This window comes from Flavobacterium sp. PLA-DH12, from assembly GCF_059511845.1.
Genome location: NZ_JCAMPD010000001.1, coordinates 414,152 through 435,948, shown reverse-complemented (window position 1 = coordinate 435,948; position 21,797 = coordinate 414,152). Strand labels below are relative to the sequence as shown.

Annotated in this window: 16 protein-coding genes; 9 read left to right on the top strand and 7 right to left on the bottom strand. The window is 34.0% G+C overall.

All coding sequences use genetic code 11. The annotated features are described in order from the left end of the window. Window positions 1-209: 209 nt before the first annotated feature. Window positions 210-1,229 (top strand): cytochrome-c peroxidase, encoded by a 1,020-nt coding sequence (locus AC5ZCW_RS01870; protein WP_496117558.1) that lies wholly within the window; start codon window positions 210-212, stop codon window positions 1,227-1,229. A 174-nt stretch (window positions 1,230-1,403) separates the two neighbouring features. Beyond that, a complete protein-coding gene (locus AC5ZCW_RS01865) occupies window positions 1,404-1,652 on the top strand; it encodes a hypothetical protein (protein WP_177209766.1) in 249 nt (82 codons plus the stop codon). 41 nt (window positions 1,653-1,693) lie between these two features. Here AC5ZCW_RS01865 and AC5ZCW_RS01860 read toward each other — a convergent pair whose 3' ends face one another. Together AC5ZCW_RS01860 and AC5ZCW_RS01855 are read right to left on the bottom strand one after the other, a co-directional pair. Next, window positions 1,694-1,897 (bottom strand): hypothetical protein, encoded by a 204-nt coding sequence (locus AC5ZCW_RS01860; RefSeq protein ID WP_177209765.1) that lies wholly within the window; start codon window positions 1,895-1,897, stop codon window positions 1,694-1,696. Window positions 1,898-2,094: 197 nt separating this feature from the next. After that, entirely contained in the window at window positions 2,095-3,516 is a 1,422-nt protein-coding gene (locus AC5ZCW_RS01855) for an FAD-dependent oxidoreductase (RefSeq protein WP_496117555.1), read from the bottom strand. Between the two features lie 183 nt (window positions 3,517-3,699). On the opposite strand from AC5ZCW_RS01855, the gene AC5ZCW_RS01850 reads away from it, so the two are divergent. The 5 genes from AC5ZCW_RS01850 to AC5ZCW_RS01830 all read left to right on the top strand — a co-directional run bounded on the left by AC5ZCW_RS01850 (window position 3,700) and on the right by AC5ZCW_RS01830 (window position 10,853). Next, window positions 3,700-3,903 (top strand): hypothetical protein, encoded by a 204-nt coding sequence (locus tag AC5ZCW_RS01850; protein WP_177209763.1) that lies wholly within the window; start codon window positions 3,700-3,702, stop codon window positions 3,901-3,903. Between the two features lie 184 nt (window positions 3,904-4,087). Then, on the top strand, window positions 4,088-4,723 hold the full coding sequence (locus tag AC5ZCW_RS01845) for a hypothetical protein (RefSeq protein WP_281632400.1): 636 nt from the start codon (window positions 4,088-4,090) through the stop codon (window positions 4,721-4,723). A gap of 183 nt (window positions 4,724-4,906) precedes the next feature. Continuing rightward, complete coding sequence (locus AC5ZCW_RS01840; protein WP_177209761.1) at window positions 4,907-5,350, top strand: hypothetical protein; 444 nt, start codon at window positions 4,907-4,909, stop codon at window positions 5,348-5,350. An 874-nt stretch (window positions 5,351-6,224) separates the two neighbouring features. Beyond that, a complete protein-coding gene (locus AC5ZCW_RS01835) occupies window positions 6,225-9,416 on the top strand; it encodes a SusC/RagA family TonB-linked outer membrane protein (protein WP_496117552.1) in 3,192 nt (1,063 codons plus the stop codon). Window positions 9,417-9,428: 12 nt separating this feature from the next. After that, complete coding sequence (locus tag AC5ZCW_RS01830; RefSeq protein ID WP_496117550.1) at window positions 9,429-10,853, top strand: SusD/RagB family nutrient-binding outer membrane lipoprotein; 1,425 nt, start codon at window positions 9,429-9,431, stop codon at window positions 10,851-10,853. Between the two features lie 77 nt (window positions 10,854-10,930). Here the strand turns inward: AC5ZCW_RS01830 and AC5ZCW_RS01825 are convergent, their stop codons facing one another. Both AC5ZCW_RS01825 and AC5ZCW_RS01820 read right to left on the bottom strand, forming a co-directional pair. Further along, the gene (locus tag AC5ZCW_RS01825; RefSeq protein ID WP_496117548.1) at window positions 10,931-11,701 is read right to left on the bottom strand and encodes an alpha/beta hydrolase; all 771 of its coding nucleotides are present in this window, start codon (window positions 11,699-11,701) and stop codon (window positions 10,931-10,933) included. Window positions 11,702-11,926: 225 nt separating this feature from the next. Next, entirely contained in the window at window positions 11,927-14,362 is a 2,436-nt protein-coding gene (locus AC5ZCW_RS01820; RefSeq protein ID WP_496117546.1) for a histidine kinase dimerization/phosphoacceptor domain -containing protein, read from the bottom strand. Between the two features lie 206 nt (window positions 14,363-14,568). Between AC5ZCW_RS01820 and AC5ZCW_RS01815 the strand changes: the two genes are divergently transcribed. Beyond that, the gene (locus tag AC5ZCW_RS01815; RefSeq protein WP_496117544.1) at window positions 14,569-16,539 is read left to right on the top strand and encodes a sigma 54-interacting transcriptional regulator; all 1,971 of its coding nucleotides are present in this window, start codon (window positions 14,569-14,571) and stop codon (window positions 16,537-16,539) included. 86 nt (window positions 16,540-16,625) lie between these two features. Here the strand turns inward: AC5ZCW_RS01815 and AC5ZCW_RS01810 are convergent, their stop codons facing one another. Continuing rightward, complete coding sequence (locus tag AC5ZCW_RS01810) at window positions 16,626-17,414, bottom strand: alpha/beta fold hydrolase (protein WP_496117542.1); 789 nt, start codon at window positions 17,412-17,414, stop codon at window positions 16,626-16,628. Window positions 17,415-17,690: 276 nt separating this feature from the next. Between AC5ZCW_RS01810 and AC5ZCW_RS01805 the strand changes: the two genes are divergently transcribed. Further along, entirely contained in the window at window positions 17,691-18,527 is an 837-nt protein-coding gene (locus tag AC5ZCW_RS01805) for an alpha/beta fold hydrolase (RefSeq protein WP_496117540.1), read from the top strand. Between the two features lie 165 nt (window positions 18,528-18,692). Here AC5ZCW_RS01805 and AC5ZCW_RS01800 read toward each other — a convergent pair whose 3' ends face one another. Both AC5ZCW_RS01800 and AC5ZCW_RS01795 read right to left on the bottom strand, forming a co-directional pair. After that, a complete protein-coding gene (locus AC5ZCW_RS01800; protein ID WP_496117538.1) occupies window positions 18,693-19,373 on the bottom strand; it encodes a metal-dependent hydrolase in 681 nt (226 codons plus the stop codon). Window positions 19,374-19,539: 166 nt separating this feature from the next. Continuing rightward, entirely contained in the window at window positions 19,540-21,528 is a 1,989-nt protein-coding gene (locus tag AC5ZCW_RS01795; protein ID WP_496117536.1) for an alkyl/aryl-sulfatase, read from the bottom strand. Between the last annotated feature and the right edge of the window lie 269 nt (window positions 21,529-21,797).

Here is a 21,797-nt window from a genome sequence, read left to right as displayed (position 1 = left end):
TCCATCTTTAGATGGAGGTCAATAAAATTAACAAAAACAGGGCTTTAGCCCAAACATGTTAATTTGGCTTAAGCCTAGTTAGTTTGCATTTTTAAAATCCCCTAGTTAAAACTAGGGGCTATTGAAAAACTAAATCTAATCTATTGATTTAAATTATATTTCAGAGCCGTCTGAAATTAAAAGACGGCTCTATTTTAAAATTCATTAAAATGAAAAAAATATTTGGCTTCATTATAGTCGTAATCTTTTTCACTTCTTGTAGCAGTAGTGATTCTGATGAAACTTATTTTGATAATCCTGAGCTTTCATTACATATTCCCACAGATTTTCCAGAAGTAAACAGTTATGTGAGTTTGAATAAGCCTACAAAATATGGAGCTGAATTGGGCGAAAAACTTTTTTCTGATAAAAGATTTAGCGCAGACAATACAATTTCATGTTCAAGTTGCCATATTCAAGGAAATGCTTTTGCAGATCATAATGCACGAGCAATTGGTATTGAAGGAAGAGTCGGACTTAGAAATGCGCCACCGCTTCAGAATTTAATGTTTTTAAAGTTCTTTAATTGGGATGGAAGCAGACTCCAGTTAGAAACACAGCCATTAGTGCCCATTATTACCCACGAAGAAATGGATTCTTCGATTCTGGAAGTGATCGGAAAAATTAAAGACGATGCATCTTATAAAGACTTATTTAAAAAAGCTTTTGGAGATCAGGAAATTACAGCTGATAGAATTTATAAAAGTATTGCTCAGTTTGAATACACTTTAATTTCTGCTAATAGCAAATACGACAAAGTAAAACGAAAAGAAGGTCAGACGTTTACAGAAAGTGAAGCGGCGGGTTATGCAACGTTTCAGCAGAAATGTGCCAGCTGTCATAGTACAGAATTGTTTACAGACCATAGTTTTAGAAATATTGGATTTCCGCTAAATACAGATTCTAATGAGGCGGGAAGAGGAAGAGTTACCGGAATTCCGTCTGATTTTATGAGTTTTAGAGTTCCGAGTTTACGTAATGTTGAATATACGGCGCCTTATGGAAGCTTTGGACAGTTCACGACTTTAAAATCTGTTTTGGATTATTTTGACAATGGTGTTTTGGAAGCAGAGAATTTAGATCCTATTTTTAAAAATAATGGTAACAGAATTCCGCTTACAGAATTGGAAAAAGAAAACCTTATTGCATTCATGAAAACTTTGAGCGACAAAGATTTTGCAGGGAAGTAATCTCGAAAGACTTGATTTTACTGGTATTTGGCATTTCTTTTATAAAAAAGAAGGAATGTTTATAATATGTTGATAAATAATACGTTGCGAATAGTGTTAAAATCTGATTTCGATAGATTAAATGTTTTAAATTTAGTAACTGAATGATAGTTAATTATTTAAAAGTATTTGAATATGGAAAGAGCTATAAAATTACAGGTTCGCAAAGAGCTTGACGGGAAGCAGCAGGTCAACATAATTAAGCTGAAAGGCAGTTTAATTACCAAAGGCTACACAGAAATTATCCATATTAGCGATAAGGACGATGAATTTTACATTAATTCGTTTGCAACTAAAACAGAAGCAAGCAACGAAGTAAAAGAATTTATTTTAGATTTTATAAACAAAGAAAATTTAAGCAATACAATTAGTGTTCTAGCATAATTTGATAGAATTGTACAATTATAGTGCTTAATATCGCAGATTTAAACTGCACTTGTAAAACTTGTATTTTGATCCAGATAAATAGGCTTATCTTGTTTAGCATCATCTGGTTTTTCGTCCCAATCTCCCCAATCTCCTACATAAGTTTTACGGAATATTAATTCGTTATTATCACCATTACAAACCAAAGTTCGGTCTGTACAGGTTTCATTGTTTGGACTGAAATTTATTTGTAAATCTTTCATGACGTAATTATTATAATTGTTTGTAAATGAGATTATAAAAGTAGAAATAACCAATCATAATTAATTATAAAATAATATTAAATTATTGTTTAATTTGCATGTATGTGATTGAAAATTAACTCTATAAAAAAAGCTAAACTAGACTTGTTTAGCTTTTTTTATAGAGTTTCTACTCTTTCTTCTTTACTCTTTCTTTTTTACTCTTTCTTTTTTCTTTTAGTGCATCTTCCTCGAGGTTCATCGCCTTCTTGAAGAATAATTTCAGAATGTAAAAACTGTGCAGCATCTGCAGAACCTTGCACTTTTGTAGCACTACGTTCGAGCATTTCGGTTTCAAATTCGTTTAGTACACATACTCTCAATCCTCTTTCTCTCCATTTTGACTTAGCGTTACAGCCTTTTGTAATTTTCCGAGCCAATTTTAAAGCATCCAATAAAGCTTGATTTGCACCTTGTCCCTTAAACGGACTCATCGGATGTGCCGCGTCGCCAATTAAGGTAATATTCGGGTTCTTTTCTAATAATGCTGCACTCAATAATTCACGATCATAAACAGGATATCCAGAAATTAGATTTTCCTGTGTTGCTTCTATAATTTGAGGAATAGGAGTGTGCCATTGCGTTCTTCTGCGGGCTTCTTCTTTTAATGCTTTTGGGCCTTTTGCACTTAATTCTTTGGCTTCTTCTTCTGACATAGGAAAACTAAGCTGCCACATTACAGAATCTGCAGTATAAGGCATTACGTAAATACGTTCGTTTCCGTTGGCCGTCTGAAATATCGTTGCGCCATCTAGTAAATCGCTCGAAAGTCCATCGAGCGAATTTAAAGGACAAATTCCTAAGATAACAATACAATCCAAATAACGAAGCGGTGTAGTTTCGTCTCCAATTGTTAGTTTTCTAACAGCGCTTCTAATACCATCTGCGCCTATGACAAGATCGGCTTTTGCAGTTTTTATTTCTCCGTTTACCTGAAAATTAAGTTCTACACCGTTTTCAGATTCATTAAAATCTACTAATTGATGTCCCCATTGTACATTATTATTTCTTCCAAGCTGTTCCAAAAGCGCTAATCGAAGCGATTGTCTAGCGATATGTATGTTGGTGCGTTTTGTAGGTGTTTTGATGGCAGTTTCTAGCCATTTTCTAGTTCCCCATTCGCCCAATATTTTGCCTTCAGTGTTGTGTACAATATGTTTTGTTGAAATTACGCCATCCAAAGAAGTAATTCCTAAACCTTTCATAGCCTTACTGGCTTGCTGTAAAGTAAGTCCGTAGCCCTGAGATCTAGCATTGAAGTCGCTGTCTCTTTCATAAATTGTAAAAGGTATTCCGCGATGTAAAAATGCCACAGCCAAAGCAACACCGCCTATACCAGCACCAATAATGGCAACATGTGGTTTTGTAAGATCAGGTTCAAGATAATTTTCAGACTGAATTAATCCAGATCCCGAACAATTTTGGCACAAATGCAAATGAGCTTTAGGACGAATTGGTGCAACATCGCTTTGTGTACTCTCAAATGCAGCCAATTCCGTCTGATAACGTCGTTGTGCTTTTTTAGTGAGTCCGCGATTTATTTTGCCTTGTCCTTGGCATTCTTGACATATAGTCCACATAATCTGTTGTAGCTTATTTTAAAGGTGTAAAAATAACTAAATGATGTTAGAATAAATCGTTAATCTTTATGAGGTTAGATTTTTAGTGTTTTATAGGATTATTTTATAATTTTTAAAAATGATTATATAAGCCAAGCTATTGTATTTGAAGTAATTTTAATAATCATTTAAAAAGGAAGAATTATGGAAAAGAATAATCAAACCCAGAAAAATCCGAATCCTAAACAACAGGGCGGAGGAGATCATCGAAATGACACGAGAAAACATCAATATAAAGAACATGACGAAGTTTTGACAAATGATGAAAATTATGATGTTGACACGAAAAAGTTTAAAGGTGAAGAACCTGAACTCGATGATAAGCTGAATAATGAAGAAAAAAAATAATACAGAAACGTCTCAAGTTTGTTTGAGGCGTTTTTTTTGATACCAAATTCATTTATTGCCTTTAAACGACTTTTTTTAAGAGATAAAAGAGAAGAAGTAAAAAATATGATTTGATTTTTATAGATTTGTAATAATCTAATACAATACTATCCCATAATAGGGAAACAATTATATAATACAAAGCATGAAATCGGTTACTTCAGTTTTTTTACTTTTAATGTTTGTCTGTTCAAGTTCTTACTCACAACTGAGCTCTGATAAAATATTCGAGAGTTTTAAACAAGGCGAACGCACCAATTGTTCATCTATTGCTTTTATTAAAGCGTCTTTAAACATTTATGGTCTAGACAACTTGTTTGTGAGCGAAAAGTTAAACGACGATTTATATAAAATCACACTAAAAAACAACGCAACATTTAATCTGAATAGCAGTGAAATAAATAAAGCCAAAGAATCTGCTGGTTTTGTTTATATTAAAGACAATTGCGATAGCGAAAAAATTACCGATTATGCAGAGCTGACTTACGCAGTAATGGCAAAATACAAACAGATTATAGATAAAGAATCTACTTTTGACAAAGCACTGGAAGATTTAGAAGATGGGACAGTGTATACTCCAACAATTTACAAATACCTCGGATTTGCATTAGGCAAACAGATTCAAAAATTAAAAAAAGAATCAGGAACAGACTATTGCGGCGTTGTGGCTTGGTCAAAAGTTCATGCTGTTTTTGTCTGTGGAGAATTTATGGACTATTATGGAAACAAAAAGAGTTTATGGATAAAATATCCGAGCCGTTTTAGAATAATTAAGTCGTAAAACAGTAAAATAACTTTTTGGAAAAATGTGCTGAAATAGCCAAAATTCTTGCTTTGGCTGTACTATTTTCCCTATCGCAACGTCACAAATATAATTTTATTGTGAAAAAGAAATTATAAAAGTTGCATTTTAACATAATTTATATATTTTTGTTTTTATTCAAGAACCAAATCTATTAAGAAAATGAAGAGCAAGATTATTTTATTATGTGTCCTTTTCTTCTTGACAACTGCTGCCGTTTCTGCACAGGCAAAAAATGCACCAAGAAGTATCATTAGTACAACAGCCTTAATCCGTAAATACCATGACCAAAAAGAATTAAGTGGTATGCAAAAAGGAGAACTTTTAGAATTGTACATTGAACGTATTAAAGTTCTTGTAAAAACACTTCCTTACATTGCTTTGGTTACTAAACCTGGTGTAACAATGGCAGATTTAGGTATTCCGGACACTAGTGAGAATAAAAAAATCTTAGATGGACAGGCAGAAGGCACAAATGTTTTCTTAGATACTACAGTAGATTTCCAAAGAAAAATGATGCCTTATTCTGATAAAGGAAATCTTATCGCTGCAATCTTATTTTACGAAACTACATTGAAATCTTTACACGAGTTCAACGAATTGTAATATTTCAATAATTAAATATAGAAGCTCCAAGGTCTTATGATCTTGGAGCTTTTTTTTGTTTATACTTTACTTAAATCCTTTTTAGTCTCACAATAAAAATATCTTAGCGCACTTTGCGAGTAATATTTAACGCAAAGAGCGCAAAGGTTTTTCGCAAAGTGCACCAAGTTTTTTTCTAAGAATCATTTAAGAATGAAAGTTCACAAAGCTTTGCGAACTTAAATTATGTTCTGCTTAGGATTGTATTTAAAAAATCTTAGCGCACTTTGCGATAAAAATATAAAGCTATAGAGCAATGGACACATTCCCGATAAATATCGGGATTCGCAAAGTGAAAATATTCAGCTTTTAGTAGAATTCTTATAAAACGATAAAAAACCTAATTTTATCTAACTGTTTTATTTTTAATTGTTTAAGGTTTTCTGTTTAAATTGATTAACATTTTTTTTGCAAAAAGTTTAATTAAAATTTGGGAACTTAAATTTTTAATATACTTTTGTTCTATCAAATTAGTAGAGTTTAAAATTTAGTTAGAAATACAGAGATTAAAACCTTATCATTTCATTTTCAGAAATATAAAAGCATAAGAGATTCACACCTTATGCATCACTACGGTTAAAATTCCTCTTTTTAAATTCATTATAGATTTTTAATAACACTATCCTGAACAAGGGTAAAAATTGTATAGGCCAAATAAAATAATAATCTAAAAAAAGTAAAAATGAAAAAACGAATGTGTTGCAGATAAAAAAAGAAACCATTTCTGTTGCAGCAGAAATGGTTAGAGTTTAAAGAAATTGTCATCTCTACAAGGAAAGCAGGAATAGTAAAAATCTGTTCACAGCTCGCCTTATTATTAAACTAAAACAAAGTAATGAAAATAAAATTAAAAAGATATGCTTGGTTATGTATTTTGTTGATTTCCATAGGAGTTAAAGCTCAAGATACTCAGCCTTTGATTCAGTCTAAACTGGAAGGAACAGTAGTCGATGCCGTTACAAAAGAGCCAATTATCGGGGCTTCAGTAACTATTAAAGGAACTACACATGGTGTTATCACAGATACAGATGGAAAATTTTTCTTCCAAACAGGACAAAAATTTCCTTATACGCTTTTAATTAGTTATTTAGGATATAAAAAAGAAGAAGTTGTAGTCAACAAAAACGCAATTGTTATTGACCTTACCGAAGAACAAAATGCATTATCTGAAGTAGTGGTTACGGCACTTGGAATTTCAAAAGAAAAGAAATCTTTAGGATACACGACTCAAGCCGTTAAAGGAAAAGAATTGGCAACTACAAAAGAAACCAACTTTTTGAATGCTCTTTCGGGTAAAGTGGCAGGTGTTCGTATTACAAATTCACAAGGAGATATGGGATCTTCACGTATTATTATTCGTGGAGAAACTTCTATCGCAGGAAACAACCAGCCGCTTTTTGTGGTAGACGGAGTTCCTGTAGATAACTCACAACTGAATTTTGGTGGAGCTACACGTGATTTTAGAAATGCAATTGCCGATTTAAATCCGCAGGACATTGAAACTTTGACAGTTTTGAAAGGACCAAATGCTGCTGCTCTTTACGGATCGCGTGCTGCGCATGGTGTAGTGCTTATTACTACAAAATCTGGAAAAGGCCAAAAATCAGGATATGGAGTTACTTTTAATACTGGTATAACCGTTTCTCAAGTCGCTACATTACCTTCTTTCCAGAATAGTTTTGGACAAGGTTCTAATGGAAAATTCAGCTACGTAGACGGAAAAGGAGGGGGAGTTAATGATGGTGTTGATGAAAGCTGGGGACCAAGATTGGACGGTCGTCTTATTCCGCAGTTTTATTCTAAAGGTGAAGCAGTTCCTTTTGTGGCACATCCGAATAATGTGAAAGACTTCTTTAACACAGGACTTACTTATGATAATAGCGTTTCTATTGCTAAATCGAATGAAAAATCGGATTTCCGTTTAGGTGTAAACAACCAAAAACAGCTTGGAACTGTACCGAACAGTGAAATAAACAAAACAAACTTTACAATTAATACCAATTATCAGATTTCTGAAAATGTAAAAGTTGGGGTTAATGCGAATTATATTGTAACGAATTCTCCACAATTGCCAGGAGGTCCATCTGGTGGACGTGCGGCAGGTGTAATGCTGCAGTTTCTTTGGTTTGGACGTCAAGTTGACATCAATGAATTGGATAAAGACTGGAACACTAACTGGAATAACAGTTACTATAGCAACCCATATTGGAATGCGTATTACAATACAACAAGCCAACAGCGTAACCGTATAATTGGAGATATTCACTTAGATGCGAAATTGGCTGAAGGACTTAACTTTAGATTCCGTACAGGTGTTGATTATTACAACGATCGCAGAAAATATACTATCAAGTATGGTACAAACGGAACTCCTTTCGGATCGTATGCAGAAGATGCTTATACTGTAAATGAACAAAATACTGAGGGTATATTTCAATACACAAAACAGCTTAATGATGATTTTACTGTAGATGCACTTGCTGGATTCAACATTCGTAACCATAGCGATGCCAACAACTATCAGAAAGCGCCACGTTTAGCAGTTCCAGATTTGTATACTTTAACCAACTCTAGAGATCCGTTAACGTCATCAAATTCATTATCTAGATTGAGAGTTTACAGCGCTTATGCTTCTGCTCAGTTTGGTTTTAGAAATTATGCTTTCTTGAACGTTACGGCACGTAATGATTGGTCTTCTACGTTACCAAGCAGCAACCGTTCTTATTTCTATCCTTCTTTTAACGGAAGTGTAGTTTTAACCGATGCATTAAACATTAAGAGCAGTACGCTTGATTTCTTAAAAGTTAGAGGTGGTTGGTCTGAAGTAGGTAACGATGCAGATCCGTACCAATTGGCTACAGTTTATAATTTCCAAACTGCTTTTGACGGAAATCCGATCCAGACTTCTTCTCAAAAGAAATTAAATGAAAACTTAAAACCAGAAACAACTCGTTCTACTGAGGTAGGTCTTGAAGCTTCTTTCTGGAAAAACAGACTTCATTTTGATGTAGCGTATTATAATACGAATAGTTTTGACCAGATTTTAGAAATAAAAACGACAGCGGCGAGTGGCTATACTTCACAGTTAATCAATGCAGGTAAAATTAACAATCAAGGTATAGAAGTGCAGTTGGACGGAAATCCAGTTCAAACAGAAAACTTCAAATGGAATGTGGCTTTAAATTATTCAAAAAATAAAAGTAAAGTAGAAATTCTAGATTACGCGGGAGATATTAAAAACTACACAATTGGTTCTTCTGGAGGTGTAGATGTTTTGGCATCTGTAGGACAAGCTTACGGAGCACTTTACGGAACAGCCTACGAGCGTGATGCAAGCGGTAATATTGTGGTAGGAGCAAACGGTCTTCCAAAAGCAGATCCGACAAAAAGAGTTTTAGGACATTATACGCCAGATTATTTAGCAGGTCTTACAAATACTTTGACATACAAGAATCTTGAACTTTCATTCCTTGTTGATGCTAGTGTTGGTGGCGAACTTTTCTCTGGAACTAATAGAACAGGAAACTATACTGGAGTTTTAGCACAGACTCTTCCAGGTCGTGGTGCTGAAAACGGCGGATTAAGCTATTACTATCCAGGAAACAATACGGCTAACCCGAAAACTCTGGTAGCTGGTGGAGCTGCTCCAAGCGGAGTAACGGTTTATGACGATGGAATGATTTTCGGAGGTGTATTTGCAGACGGAACTCCAAACAATAAAGTGATTAGTGCACAAGAATATTACAAAGCTTCTTACAACATTAGCGAAGCGTATATCTACAGCTCAACTTTTGTAAAAATGAGAGAGATTAAGCTTACTTATAATTTTAACAAAAAGCTCATTAAAAAACTGGGATTAGAAGGAGCAAGTGTTACTGCTGTTGGCCGTAACCTATTCTTTATCTACAAAGATGCACCAAATATTGATCCTGAAACGGCTTTCAATACAGGAAATGCACAAGGATTAGAAAGTTTAGCGTTGCCAACAACCAGAAACTTCAGTCTTAATCTTAATGTTAAATTTTAAAAACTCGGAATCATGCTAAAAAAACTATCATATACAATACTGTTTGCATTGGCACTGAGCTCTTGCAGTGATACTTTAGACGATATAAATAAAAACCCAAATGCAACTGAAACTCCGTTAGCGCCTTATTTGTTGACAGGAACTTTGAAACAAGGAGCAGATTTGTATTGGGGAGATGTAAATAACTTTAACTCAACTTTGTTATTTGTACAGCATTGGGCAAAAATCCAATATACAGAACCAGATCGATACGATGTTTCGAATGCTTCTTTCACAACATTGTGGGATAAAGGATATTCAACTCTAATTACAGATTTGAACACCATTTTAAAATTTCCAGATGCGCAAGCTAACTCTAATTATAAAGGTATCGCTTTAACGCTTCGTTCATGGACATTTTTATTGCTGACAGATGCTTACGGAAGCATTCCGTACAAAGAAGCGGGGCAAAATGTAACGCCAGCGTACAATACTCAAAAAGAAGTGTACACAGGATTATTGGAAGATTTAAAACAAGCGCAATCGCTATTAAATCCTGCAAACGGAAGTGTTATTGGAGACTTAGCTTATAAAGGAGATATCTTGAAATGGAAAAAACTGGTTAATTCACTTCGTTTGCGTATTGCTTTGAGAATTTCCGACAGAGAACCTGCTTTGGCCAAACAAACTGCTATTGACGCTACAAGTGATGCGGCAGGTTTAATAAGCAGTAATACCGAAACATTCCAATTTGTTTATACCAGTTCGCCACAGCAAAACCCTGCTTCGGCTTGGTTTGAAACGAGAGATGATTTTCGTATCTCGAAAACTATGGTAGATCAATTGTACGCATTATCAGATCCACGTTTATCGGTTTTTGCACAATTGCCGTCAGACGCAAGCGTAGGCAAATATGTTGGAGGAGCAAACGGATTATCAAATAGTGATGCAAATAGCCAAGGTTTTGCTAAAACATCAAAACCAGGGACTTATTTCCTGACATCGGCTTCGCCAGCAGTAATTGCTTCTTACTCTGAAACTCTGTTTAATCTTGCAGAAGCTGCTGCACGCGGTTATATTTCTGGAGATGCAGAACAGTATTATAATAGTGCCATTACGGCTTCTTTAAATCAGTTTGGAGTTACCAATGCGACCACTATTTCAACTTATCTGAATCAGGCAAGTGTAAAATATGACGCTTCAAATTATGCTAAATCGATTGGTACGCAAAAATGGATTGCTTTCTTCGGACAAGGTCTTGATGCTTTTACAGAATGGAGAAGATTAGATTATCCAGTATTAACAGCTGGTCCAGCTACTGTTTTGGACGGAAAAATTCCATCGCGTCTTTTCTATCCTGGTACTGAGCAGTCACTAAACGGAGCTAGTTATCAAGCCGCTGTTACAGAACAGGGAAAAGATTTATTGACAACCAAATTATGGTTTGATGTGAAATAAACAATGTGTTGTTTTTTTGAGTCAAAAAGCCCTGTATCAATTAAGATGCAGGGCTTTTTATTTGGCTAACAATTTTTTTATAGTTTTTCATACCAGTTTAAAATATAATCGGCAACATTTTCCCAGCCAGGTTCTCCGCAGATAAAGTGACTTTTTCCATCAAATATTTTAAGATCAACTCGCCCCGCATTATCGCTGTATTTTCGAGCTATTGTTTCGGTAAGGCTTGGAGGAAAAATATGATCGCTGCCACCGCCAATAAATAGAATTGGCTCATGCGGTTTTTTGAAATTGATATTAGAGAAAGAATTTAAAACCAATTCTCGACTTACTTTATAACTTTCGGGTACCGCAAATTTTTCAAAAGCATTCTTCTTTTCTGCTGCAGGCATAGTATTAAAAAAAGCGTAATCGTACCAATCACGGCTTCCCATGAAATATTTTTTAGAAGAAAAGAAACCAAAAGCAGGCAATGCAGTTTTTAAGGTTTGAAATGGCGGAAAAACATTTTTTGGAGGTGCTCCGTCAATGCTTACACCGGCAGTAGCTTTTCCTAATTCTACCAATTTTAACGTAGCCATTCCTGCCATTGAATGCCCAATTACCAAAGGTTTTTCGGGTAAAGTATCTATTAATCTACTGATATTATTCACAATATCTATAAATCCAGTTTTAACCAGATCTGGGTGAAGTTTTGCTCTTAAGTCGGCAGGATTTCCATCGTGCCCAGGATTGGCAGGGGCATAAACAGTATATCCTTTTTGTTCATAGTACTTTTTCCAGTCGGTCCAAGTTTTGTCGTTGACAAAATTTCCGTGTATCAGTACAATTGTTTTTGATTTTGACATGATTCTTTTTATTTGATTAATGTTAGAATTTCTTTTAAAATTTCTTGTCTTGAATCTTATAAAAGTTAACTTTTTTTCAAAAAAACAATTTATATGCCATGCTTTAAAGTGTTTGATAATAGGAACTTATCGTTATTTTTGTCGATATAAAAGCACTATATATCGCTAAACAAATTTATATTAGTGAGATTTCGCTATAAAATCAATTCACGCTTATTTTTTAGATTATCTTCTTTTTTCATTGATTGGAAATTCTTTTGAAAACTCAATTTTCAGAATCGTTCCGTTATTATTTTCCATAGAAAAAGTAGCATCTAAGTCATCACTTAAGCCTTTTATCAGACTTAATCCAAACGAATTGATTTTTTTATCGCTGATATTCATATCAAAACCAACTCCGTTATCTGCAATAGTCAAGAGATATTTGTTTTCAGATGTGGCTTGCAATGTCACGTAAATCATTCCGGTTCTGTTGTCTGGAAAAGCATATTTTATAGAATTGGTAATCGATTCGTTTAAAATAAGTCCGAGCGGAACAGCTTGTGCAACGTCTAATTCAAGCGGATCAATTTTGAGTTCAAAACGAATGCGCTGTCCAAGCGAAAAAGATTCTTTTAAATACTCTACCAATTCTTTGATGTAATTGGGCATATTAATCGTCGAAATGTTCTCTGAATTGTACAATTTCTGATGAATCAAAGACATGGAATGAATACGATGCTGGCTGTTTTTAATAGCCGATAATGCCATATCATTCTCCAAATAAGCCGATTGCGAATTCAAAAGACTGATTACAGTTTGAAGATTGTTTTTTACACGATGATGAATTTCTTTCAACAGCCATTCTTTCTCATCAAGCAAATGCCTTAGATTGATGTTCTTCTGATTGATTTCTTTTTCTTTCAGTTCTAATTCGGCATTGGTTTTCTGTTTTAAACGGTAGCGATTGTACAATAAGACAATTGAAAGAACCAATAAAACCAAGCTCCAGATCGATACAGTGTTTAATAATTTTGATTTTTTTAATGCCGTTTGCTGTAGATCTGTTTCTTTGTCTAATAATTTGATTTTCTGTTCTTTATTTTCAGTTTCATACTGTATTCTAAGTTCTTCAATCTGTTTGTTTTTAGCATAATCCAAAAGAGAATCACTCATTTTTTTATATAATTTATGATGCGCCAAAGCCGATTTAAAATCGCCATTCAAGGAATCTAATTTATATAAAGACATTTGTAGCGCTTCAGAATTGTAGTTTTGACTATACTTTTTTGAAACGGCCGCAATCTTATCGATATACAATTTTGTTTTCTGCAGGTTATTTCGGTTTGAGTAAAACAAAGCAATTGACGAGTAGGTATTGCAGATATCTCGATACGTTTGTGGTGAATCTAAGCCATCGGCAGCTTCTCCTGCTTTTATAAAATATTTTTCTGCGGTGCCGTAGTTTTTAATTCGCCAATAGCAATTAGCGTAACCATAATTCATAAGCATATTGTCAAACTTATTGGGTGGCGGATATTTGCTCGTTACCGAATTCATGTATTCAACAGCCTCTTTGTTTTTCCCTTTCATCGATAAAGCTACAGTTGCTGTCATAAAACTTTTGTACCAACTACCGCTATTATAGGCATTTTGTCCATATTTAATGCTTTTTTCAGCAGCCTTCATTGCATCGTCAATATGACCCATATTTAAATAAATTAATCCCAATCGCATATAAAAAATATCGGCAAAGGTGTAATCATTGGTAGATTCCATGCTTTCGACACTTTTTAGGGCATAATACAGCGCATTCTTCATATTAAACTGCACGCCTTCGATATAAGCAATTGTGGTTTCGCTAAATTGCTGCTGCCTAAAACCGATTTTTCGCATATCGGCAATATTTTGATAAAGGATTTTCTTGGCATCATTTATTTTTCCGTGCCAAAAATAAATGGTGCATATTCGTGCTTTCGTTACAAGTCTTTTTTCTTCAAAGCCTAAAGTTTTATATAAAGCTTCCGCTTCTATTAAGATTTTTTCTTTTTCGGGATCTAAATCGTGCTGATTGCTAGCCTGATTAAATAATGCATCTGCCAGTGCGGCTTTGTCATTTTGTTTTCGGCACTCATTTACTACTTGAAGAAAACACTTTTTGCTTTCAGGATAGTTGTTAATTTGAGAATAAAACTTTCCCAATAACATCAAACTCTGATGCTGCCATTTTTGAATTTTTAACTGATTACTGATTTTAACGGCTTCAGATATATAAAGATTAGCGTTTTTTATGTCGTCTGGTTTTGTAAAAGGTTTGAATAAATAAAAAGTTCCCAATTGCAGAGCCAGTTTTATTTTATCGACGTTTTTTGATTTGTGGTAAAGCTTTTTGGCAGCTTCTATATTTCCTTTTTCAATTAAATCATTTCCAATTAGATAAGAACCATCATTATAACCTTCATCATAAGCTAAAGAGACAGGAAGTTTATAGGCTTTACAAGTTAAAACTACAGCACTGTCTGCATCTATTGATCCTTGATTGGAATTGTATAAATAGGACGAACAGGTATGTATTAATAGACGCCTCTTTTTTAAATCATAACCAGCTGTTGCGGGATGATTTTGTGCTTCGAAATTAATTGTAATAAAGAACAGCAAACAAAAAAAGTACAGTGGCTTCATCGTTTTATTAGAATTAAATTTTAGTAAGTGTTTAATTCACAAATATAAAGAGAAACAATTGTGTTTGGGTTGCAAAATAACACGAAAATTATGGTAAAATATGATTTTTATTTAGCTAAATTTGGATACGCTTAATTTTAATTACGATAATTAACTATTTTTGTATCAATTAATTAAGTGTAATATAGAACAAAATTTACTCACTTATGAAAAAGTCTGCCGATAACGGATTTGAAGCTGGTCTTTCAGCATTAAAAAAGCGAATTTTAATTGTTGAAGATCAGTTTATTGAGGCACACGATTTACAGTTAATTCTTGAAAAAGCAAACTATGAAGTTACAGGAATTGCACGATCGGTAGAGCAGGCTTTGGAGCAGATTGAGAATGAAAAACCAGATTTGGTATTTTTGGATATCATGCTAAAAGGTAAGCGAGATGGTATAGAACTAGCACATATTCTTAAAGAAAAACATATAGGTTTTATATTTCTTTCGGCCAATTCCAGTAAAAGTATTTTAGACGAAGCAAAAACCACACAGCCATACGGGTTTATTGTAAAACCATTTCGAGATCAAGATGTTCTTACAACTCTCGAGATCGCTTTTTATCGTCAGCAATATAGTTTCGAAAGTCAGTTGAGGCAGCAGTTTCAGCTTCAGAAATTAATTTCAGAAATTATAATTTCAGATGTAAAGAAGGAAGAGGCTTTGTTGGCTTTTGCAAAAGCGGTTCAGACTTTTATTCCTTTTGATTATTTAGAAACGGGTTTTGTAACGGACACACATTATGATAATCTCGGAATTGTTCGCAGAAATATAGATCAGTATCAGATTATTAACCTACAGAAACTTTCTCAAATAACAGAATTATCTGAAAAAGAGATAAACGAAACTTATAAAAAGTCAAAAACAGATAAAGAGTCAATAATTTATAGTGAGGAAGCACTGATAAATAACTTTCAGGAAGCTCCAATAAAGGCTTTGATTGCTCATAATTTCGGAATAAAATCGTATTTGGTTTTTCCGCTTTCAATTGCTGCGATTCAGAATTATCATTTTACTTTTTACAGCCGTAACCTGAATGTTTATTCTCAGGAGCATTTAAGAATTTTAAGTTCGCTAGAACCCGTTTTCAGTCAATTTGTAGCTAAAATTTATTTGAAAGAAGATTTAAACGTGTCTTCCAAAAAAGCTGAAATCAAAAATGCTAAAGTTGTTGCCGAAGAAGGTTTTGAAGGCATTATTGGCAATAGTTCGCAAATGAATTCTGTTTTTAATTATATCCGAAAAGTAGCGCCTTCTGACACTTCGGTTCTCGTTCTTGGTGAAAGTGGGACAGGAAAAGAAAAAATTGCGCAAAGTATTCACGCCTTATCTCCAAGAAAAGATAAGCCATTGGTTATTATTAATTGTGGAGCTATTCCTGAAAATCTTGCAGAATCATTGCTTTTTGGACATGAAAAAGGGGCTTTTACAGGCGCATTGGATAAACGTATCGGTAAATTTGAATTGGCAGACGGAGGAACGATTTTCTTAGACGAAGTAGGAGAAATGTCTCTAGAACTTCAGGTAAAGCTGCTTCGTGTTTTGCAGGAAAGAGAAATTGAACGCGTAGGCGGTACTTCTTCTATGAAAATTGATGTTAGGATTATCGCAGCAACCAATAAAAATCTAGAAGAAGAAGTAGCTGCAGGAAGGTTTAGAATGGATTTGTATTATCGTCTGCACGTTTTCCCGATTATGGTGCCACCATTAAAAAAGAGAAAAGAAGATATTCCAGATTTAGCCAATCATTTTATTGCGGTTTACAGTGATAAAATGGGAAGAAAAGCACCAATTCTCTCTGATGCGGCTTTGCAGCAGATTATGAATTACAACTGGCCAGGAAATATTAGAGAACTTGAACACGTTATACAACGAGCAATTTTACTGACTGACGGAAATACGATTAAAGAAATTGAGCTTTCTATGTCATCAAAAATGCATCCTGAACCAGTTTCTGAATCCTTTTCGATAAAAACGATATTAGAAAACGAAAGGGACTATATTCTCTATATTCTCAAAAAATGCAACGGAAAAATTTCGGGATCTGGCGGCGCTGCTGAAATTCTGGATATTCATCCGTCGACTTTGAATTCTAAAATTAAAAAGCTGGAAATAAAGAAAGGGATTATTTAGTAGAAATGTTGATTCTGTTTTTAGTCACATTTAGAAATATAGCCTGTGGTTTCAACCACGGGAACACAAAAAAAATCCGCGATCAATTAAGTAATTTTCATTAACCAATTTGCGATAAATTCAGCAATATTTTCCCAGTTTCCCTGAATGATACTTAGATGATTTGAATCTTGAAATTCTTTGTAGCAAGTTATGGAATGCAGGTTTTTGTATTTTTTAAAATTGGAATAATTCAAAGAAACGGGAGTAAAAACATCTTCTGAGCTCGATATAAACAAAAGTGGATTGTGTTTCTTTTTAAAATCTATTTTTCCTGTTTTGGTAAAAATATCACGCATAATTAATTTCGATTCTGGAATTAATAACGTTTCATAGCTTTCTTTTTGTTTTTCAAAAGTCATTTTACCAGTAAAATAGTATTGCCAATCCTTAAAAGGCATCAAATAGGTTTTCCTTTTTGAACCGAAAAAATCCGAAGTTTTCCAGATCGTTTTATAAAAAGGAAAATTAAAATAAAGCACATTAGCGGGCGGAATAGAATTAATGCAGATTCCAGCAGAACATAGCTCTTTCTGAATTAGTATTTGAGTTAAAAGACCTCCATAAGAATGACCAATTATAATAGGTTTTTCGGGGAGTTTGTCCATAATTTCGATATAATAATCCAATAGATTATTTAAACCATTTTGGGCAATTTTTGACTCGGGATGTGTTTGTCTTAAAACGGCAGGCAGTTCGTTTTTGTGTGGCCAGGGCGGTGCGACAGTTTTATATCCTTTACTTTCAAAAAAAACAATCCATTCTTTCCAGCAAGTATGGCTTACAAATGCTCCAGTGACAAACATAATCGTTTTTTTATTAGATAAATACATCATATCGAAGCTATTAGGTTAATTTCTAGAAAACCAATACACCTTTAAAAACAAAAGAGATGCCTTTTTTGTAAAGTATTGATTATAAAAGAATTGCTGGCGCAGATGATTTCTGAGTTATTATATATCGTTAAAATCAAGTTTTGATTATTGAAATATCATCAGTTTATACCTAAAAAAAGCTTGCAAGTGCTTTATTTTTAAGCTTCTGCGTTTTGGTTTAATCTTTGTCTGCCTCTTTAAAAAATAATATAGGGTTCAATCTTTTAAATTATAATTATGGAAAAAATTTATAATACAGAAACAAGTTTCGCAGAACTTGGTGACCGTAAAATTGCATATCGTTCTTACGGAAAAGGAAAAGCAATAATTTTTGTGAACCGTTTTAGAGGAACGCTGGATACTTGGGATCCGTTATTTATTGCTGAGCTGGCAAAAAAGTTCAATGTTATCGTATTTGATTATTCTGGAATTGGCTCTTCTACAGGAAATCTTACTCCAGATATTACAGTTGTAGCCAAAGATGTTAAAGATCTAGCAGATTTCTTAAAGCTCGATTCGGTTATTGTTTTAGGATGGTCTTATGGAGGATTGGTAGCGCAAACGGCAACTTTACTATATCCTAATTTGGTGACGCATGCTATCTTAGTAGGAACAAATCCGCCAGGGAAAAATGAGATTCCGATCGAACAGGCATTTTTTGATGCTGCGTTAAAACCATTAAATGATTTTGACGATGAAATTGTTTTATTTTTTGAACCAAAATCAGAATCTAGCCGATTGGCAGCAAAGGCTTCGCATGATAGAATTCATAAAAGGATTGAAGTAGAAAAGATTCCTTCTACAATGGATGTTTTTCAATTGTATTTTGGCGGAGGAGATACTTTTAGAGAAGATGCTTTAAATTTCAGAGAACAGCTTAAAAAGATAAAAACACCAATTTTGATTATTTCTGGAGATCATGATATCAGTTTTGCGGTAGACAATTGGTATCCGATTATCAATCAAATGACAAATGCGCAAATGATCGTGTATTCTGGAACAGGACATGGACCTCAGCATCAATATCCTGAATTGACAGCACAGTATATCATCAATTTTATAGAATACATATAATTTTAAGTTCATCAGCATAACTTAATTATATGCAAAAGGAATAGTGTTAGCAGCTATTCCTTTTTTTTATGTAAAAAAAAATCAGGCTTTTTCCCAGAACTAATGGCAAATGATATTTCGCTAAAAGCTGTCTTTTAGCGAAATATAGCAAAGAAAACACCCAATTTATATATTTATCGTACTGTTTATTTTAGGGAGAAATAATTGTAGCGAAGCACTTTTAAACGCGTCTAAAGCTTTTTGATGATCCATAACGATGAAACCAAAAGTATCATAATGAACGCCTAATATCTTGTTTACTCCAACAAGTTTAGAAGCTTCTATTGCTTCTTCAATTCCCATTGTGAGTCCATCACCAATAGGAAAAACAGCAAAGTCAAGTTTTGTGAATTTTGGAATAAGCTGCATGTCTAAAGTCAGAGCGGTATCGCCACTATAATAGAAATTCCCATCGGCGGTTGTAAGAACAAAACCACAGGCAATTCCGCCATAAGAACCATCCATAAAACTGCTTGGATGCTGTGCTATGACACATTTTACAGTTCCGAAATCAAAATCAAATTTACCGCCTGGATTGATAGGATGCGCATTTTCGATTCCGTTTTTCAATAGCCAATTATAGATTTCGAAATTCCCGAGCACTTTTGCTCCTGTATTTTTAGCAATTCGTTCTACATCTAGAATATGATCATAATGCGCATGAGAAATAAAAATATAATCTGCTTTTATGGCATCAACATCAACCTCTTTGGCTAATTCGTTTGGTGTAATAAAAGGATCAAAAAGAAGGTGTTTTCCGTTGGCATAAACAGAAAAACACGAATGTCCGTAGTAAGTAATTTTCATGGTAAATAGTTTTAAATCAGTTAATAATGAAGAATAATTTTCAAGAAATATGCCAGTGAATACGAACTATTTTAAAATGATTTAATAGATAATTTGAAATTAAGAAAAACAAAACCACTTTTCGAAGACTCGAAAAGTGGTGTATTTGAGATTTTAGAAGTTTTACTTAAGGTTCAACAATATGGAACCAGAAATTGAAGCTGTCAATTTTTCCTAAAAATTTAATAAAGGCATTTTTATCTCCATCAATTTTAATTGTGCCATTATCAACCAGGTCTTTAAAAGAACTTTCTCCTAAGCTGATTCGATCTAAATCTTTACGATTTATAGTAAGACTTGCTGTAACATCTTCATTAACATTACTGCCAATTCTTGGATTTACAGCGCCATTTTCTACTAGAAGCGCCACTTTTTCGTTAACGTCCGGCATTGTAATATTGAAGTTGTATTTCATGGCTGCCGCGTCAGGTTCTGTACCTTTAAATTTCATAGCTAAGAAATTAAAAAACAAACTTGTAGACATTCCTCTTACCATATCAGGACCTGCTGTATTTGGTGAAGGCATTACTTTAACTCCTTCTCGCAATTCTTTTGCGCCAGATAAATAAAAGTTTCTCCACGGTCCAGATTCTGCCTGATATCCCAATTGTTCGTAAGTATCTGCAAGAAGATTACGGGCACTTTGATTTTTAGGATCGGCAAAAACTAAGTTGTTAAGCACTGTAGCTGTCCATCTGTATTCGCCTTTATCAAAAGATTGTTTTGCTTTGGTTAATACATTTGCTGCTCCACCCATAAATTCTACATACTTTTTGCCTTCTTCTTCTGGTGGCAATTTGTCAAGATTTGCAGGATTTCCGTCAAACCACCCAAAATAAAGATCGTATTGCGCTTTAATATTATGGCTTACAGAACCATAATATCCGCGATTATAAAATTGTTTGTCTAGACTTTCTGGAAGTTTGATCATATTGGCAATTTCAACAGGCGTATATCCTTCATTGGCTAATCTAAGTGTTTGATCGTGAATGAATCGATATAAATCTCTCTGGCTTTTCCAATAGGTGTTGATTGTTTCATTACCCCATGTTGGCCAGTGGTGAGAACCAAATGTTGATTGTACATCTTTACCCCATTTTTGCAGTGATAAGTCAATGTACTCGCTCCATTTTTGTCCATTTCTAACTTTTGCGCCTCTAAGAGTGTATAAGTTATGGAGCGTATGGCTAATATCTTCTGCCTGACAGAAAGATTTAAACTCTGGGAAATAAAACATCATTTCTGCTGGCGCTTCCGATTCAGGTGTATAAATAAACTCAACCGTTATTCCGTCAATTATCTTTTTTTCTCCGTCAAGTTTTTTAATGATTTCTGTTCCTTCCAATATTCCTGCAAGTCCAGTAGAAGTTGTTTGGCCTAATCCAGTTCCGAGAGTTCCTTTGGCATCTTTTGGCAAGAGGTTTCCATACATATAAGAAGCTCTTCTTCCCATGGTATTTCCTCCCATAACATTCTCGCTAATGGCTTCGTCAAAATATCCTTCGGGAACATATATTGGGACTTTACCGCTTTTAACATCGGCTTCATCCACAACACCTCTAATTCCTCCAAAATGATCAATGTGGCTGTGTGTATGAATAATGGCAGACACTTTTCTTTTTCCCAGCTTCTGATTGGCTAGTTCTAGTCCTGCTTTAGCCGTTGGAGGAGACAAAAGAGGGTCAATTATGATCCATCCTGTTTTTCCTTCAATAAGGGTCATATTTGCAAGATCGAATCCACGTATTTGATAGATACCGTCAGTAACTTTAAAAAGACCATGAATACTGTTTATCTCACTTTGTCTCCATAAACTTGGATTAGTAGTTGCAGGAGCTTTACCTTTTATGAAATCATATTGTTTCATGCTATATACAACATTCCCTTTTTCGTCTTTTATTTCTCCTTCAGGAAGAGTTGCAATAAAGCCTTTTCGGGCATTTTCATAATCGGTATTGTCATTAAAAGGAAGATAAGAAAGCAGATCTTCCTGTTTCTTTTTGGTGAAGGTACTAGCTTCTTTTTTGTTTGAATTTGCATTTTGTGCTTTTGCGCCATCGCAAATAAATACCGCTAATAGAATCATTAATAGGAGTTCAGGAATTTTCTTTTTCATAAGTATTGATTTTAGAAATTAATAAACATGGATAATTGTATTGTAGGGGTAGGGGATTATGGAGTGTTGAAAAATGATTTAAAATTATTACGATTTAGAGAGAAGTAGTTAAGCTTTATCTTATGTAAATTGAATAGAAGCTTTTTCTCAGTTGTATAAAATTATTAAGAAAGAGTATTAAAAGTCTGATATTTAGCTTGAAACAGGTTGCAAGTTATAATCTGAAACAATGATTTTGGGAAAACGCAGCTATTTTGAAAGTTTTGTTG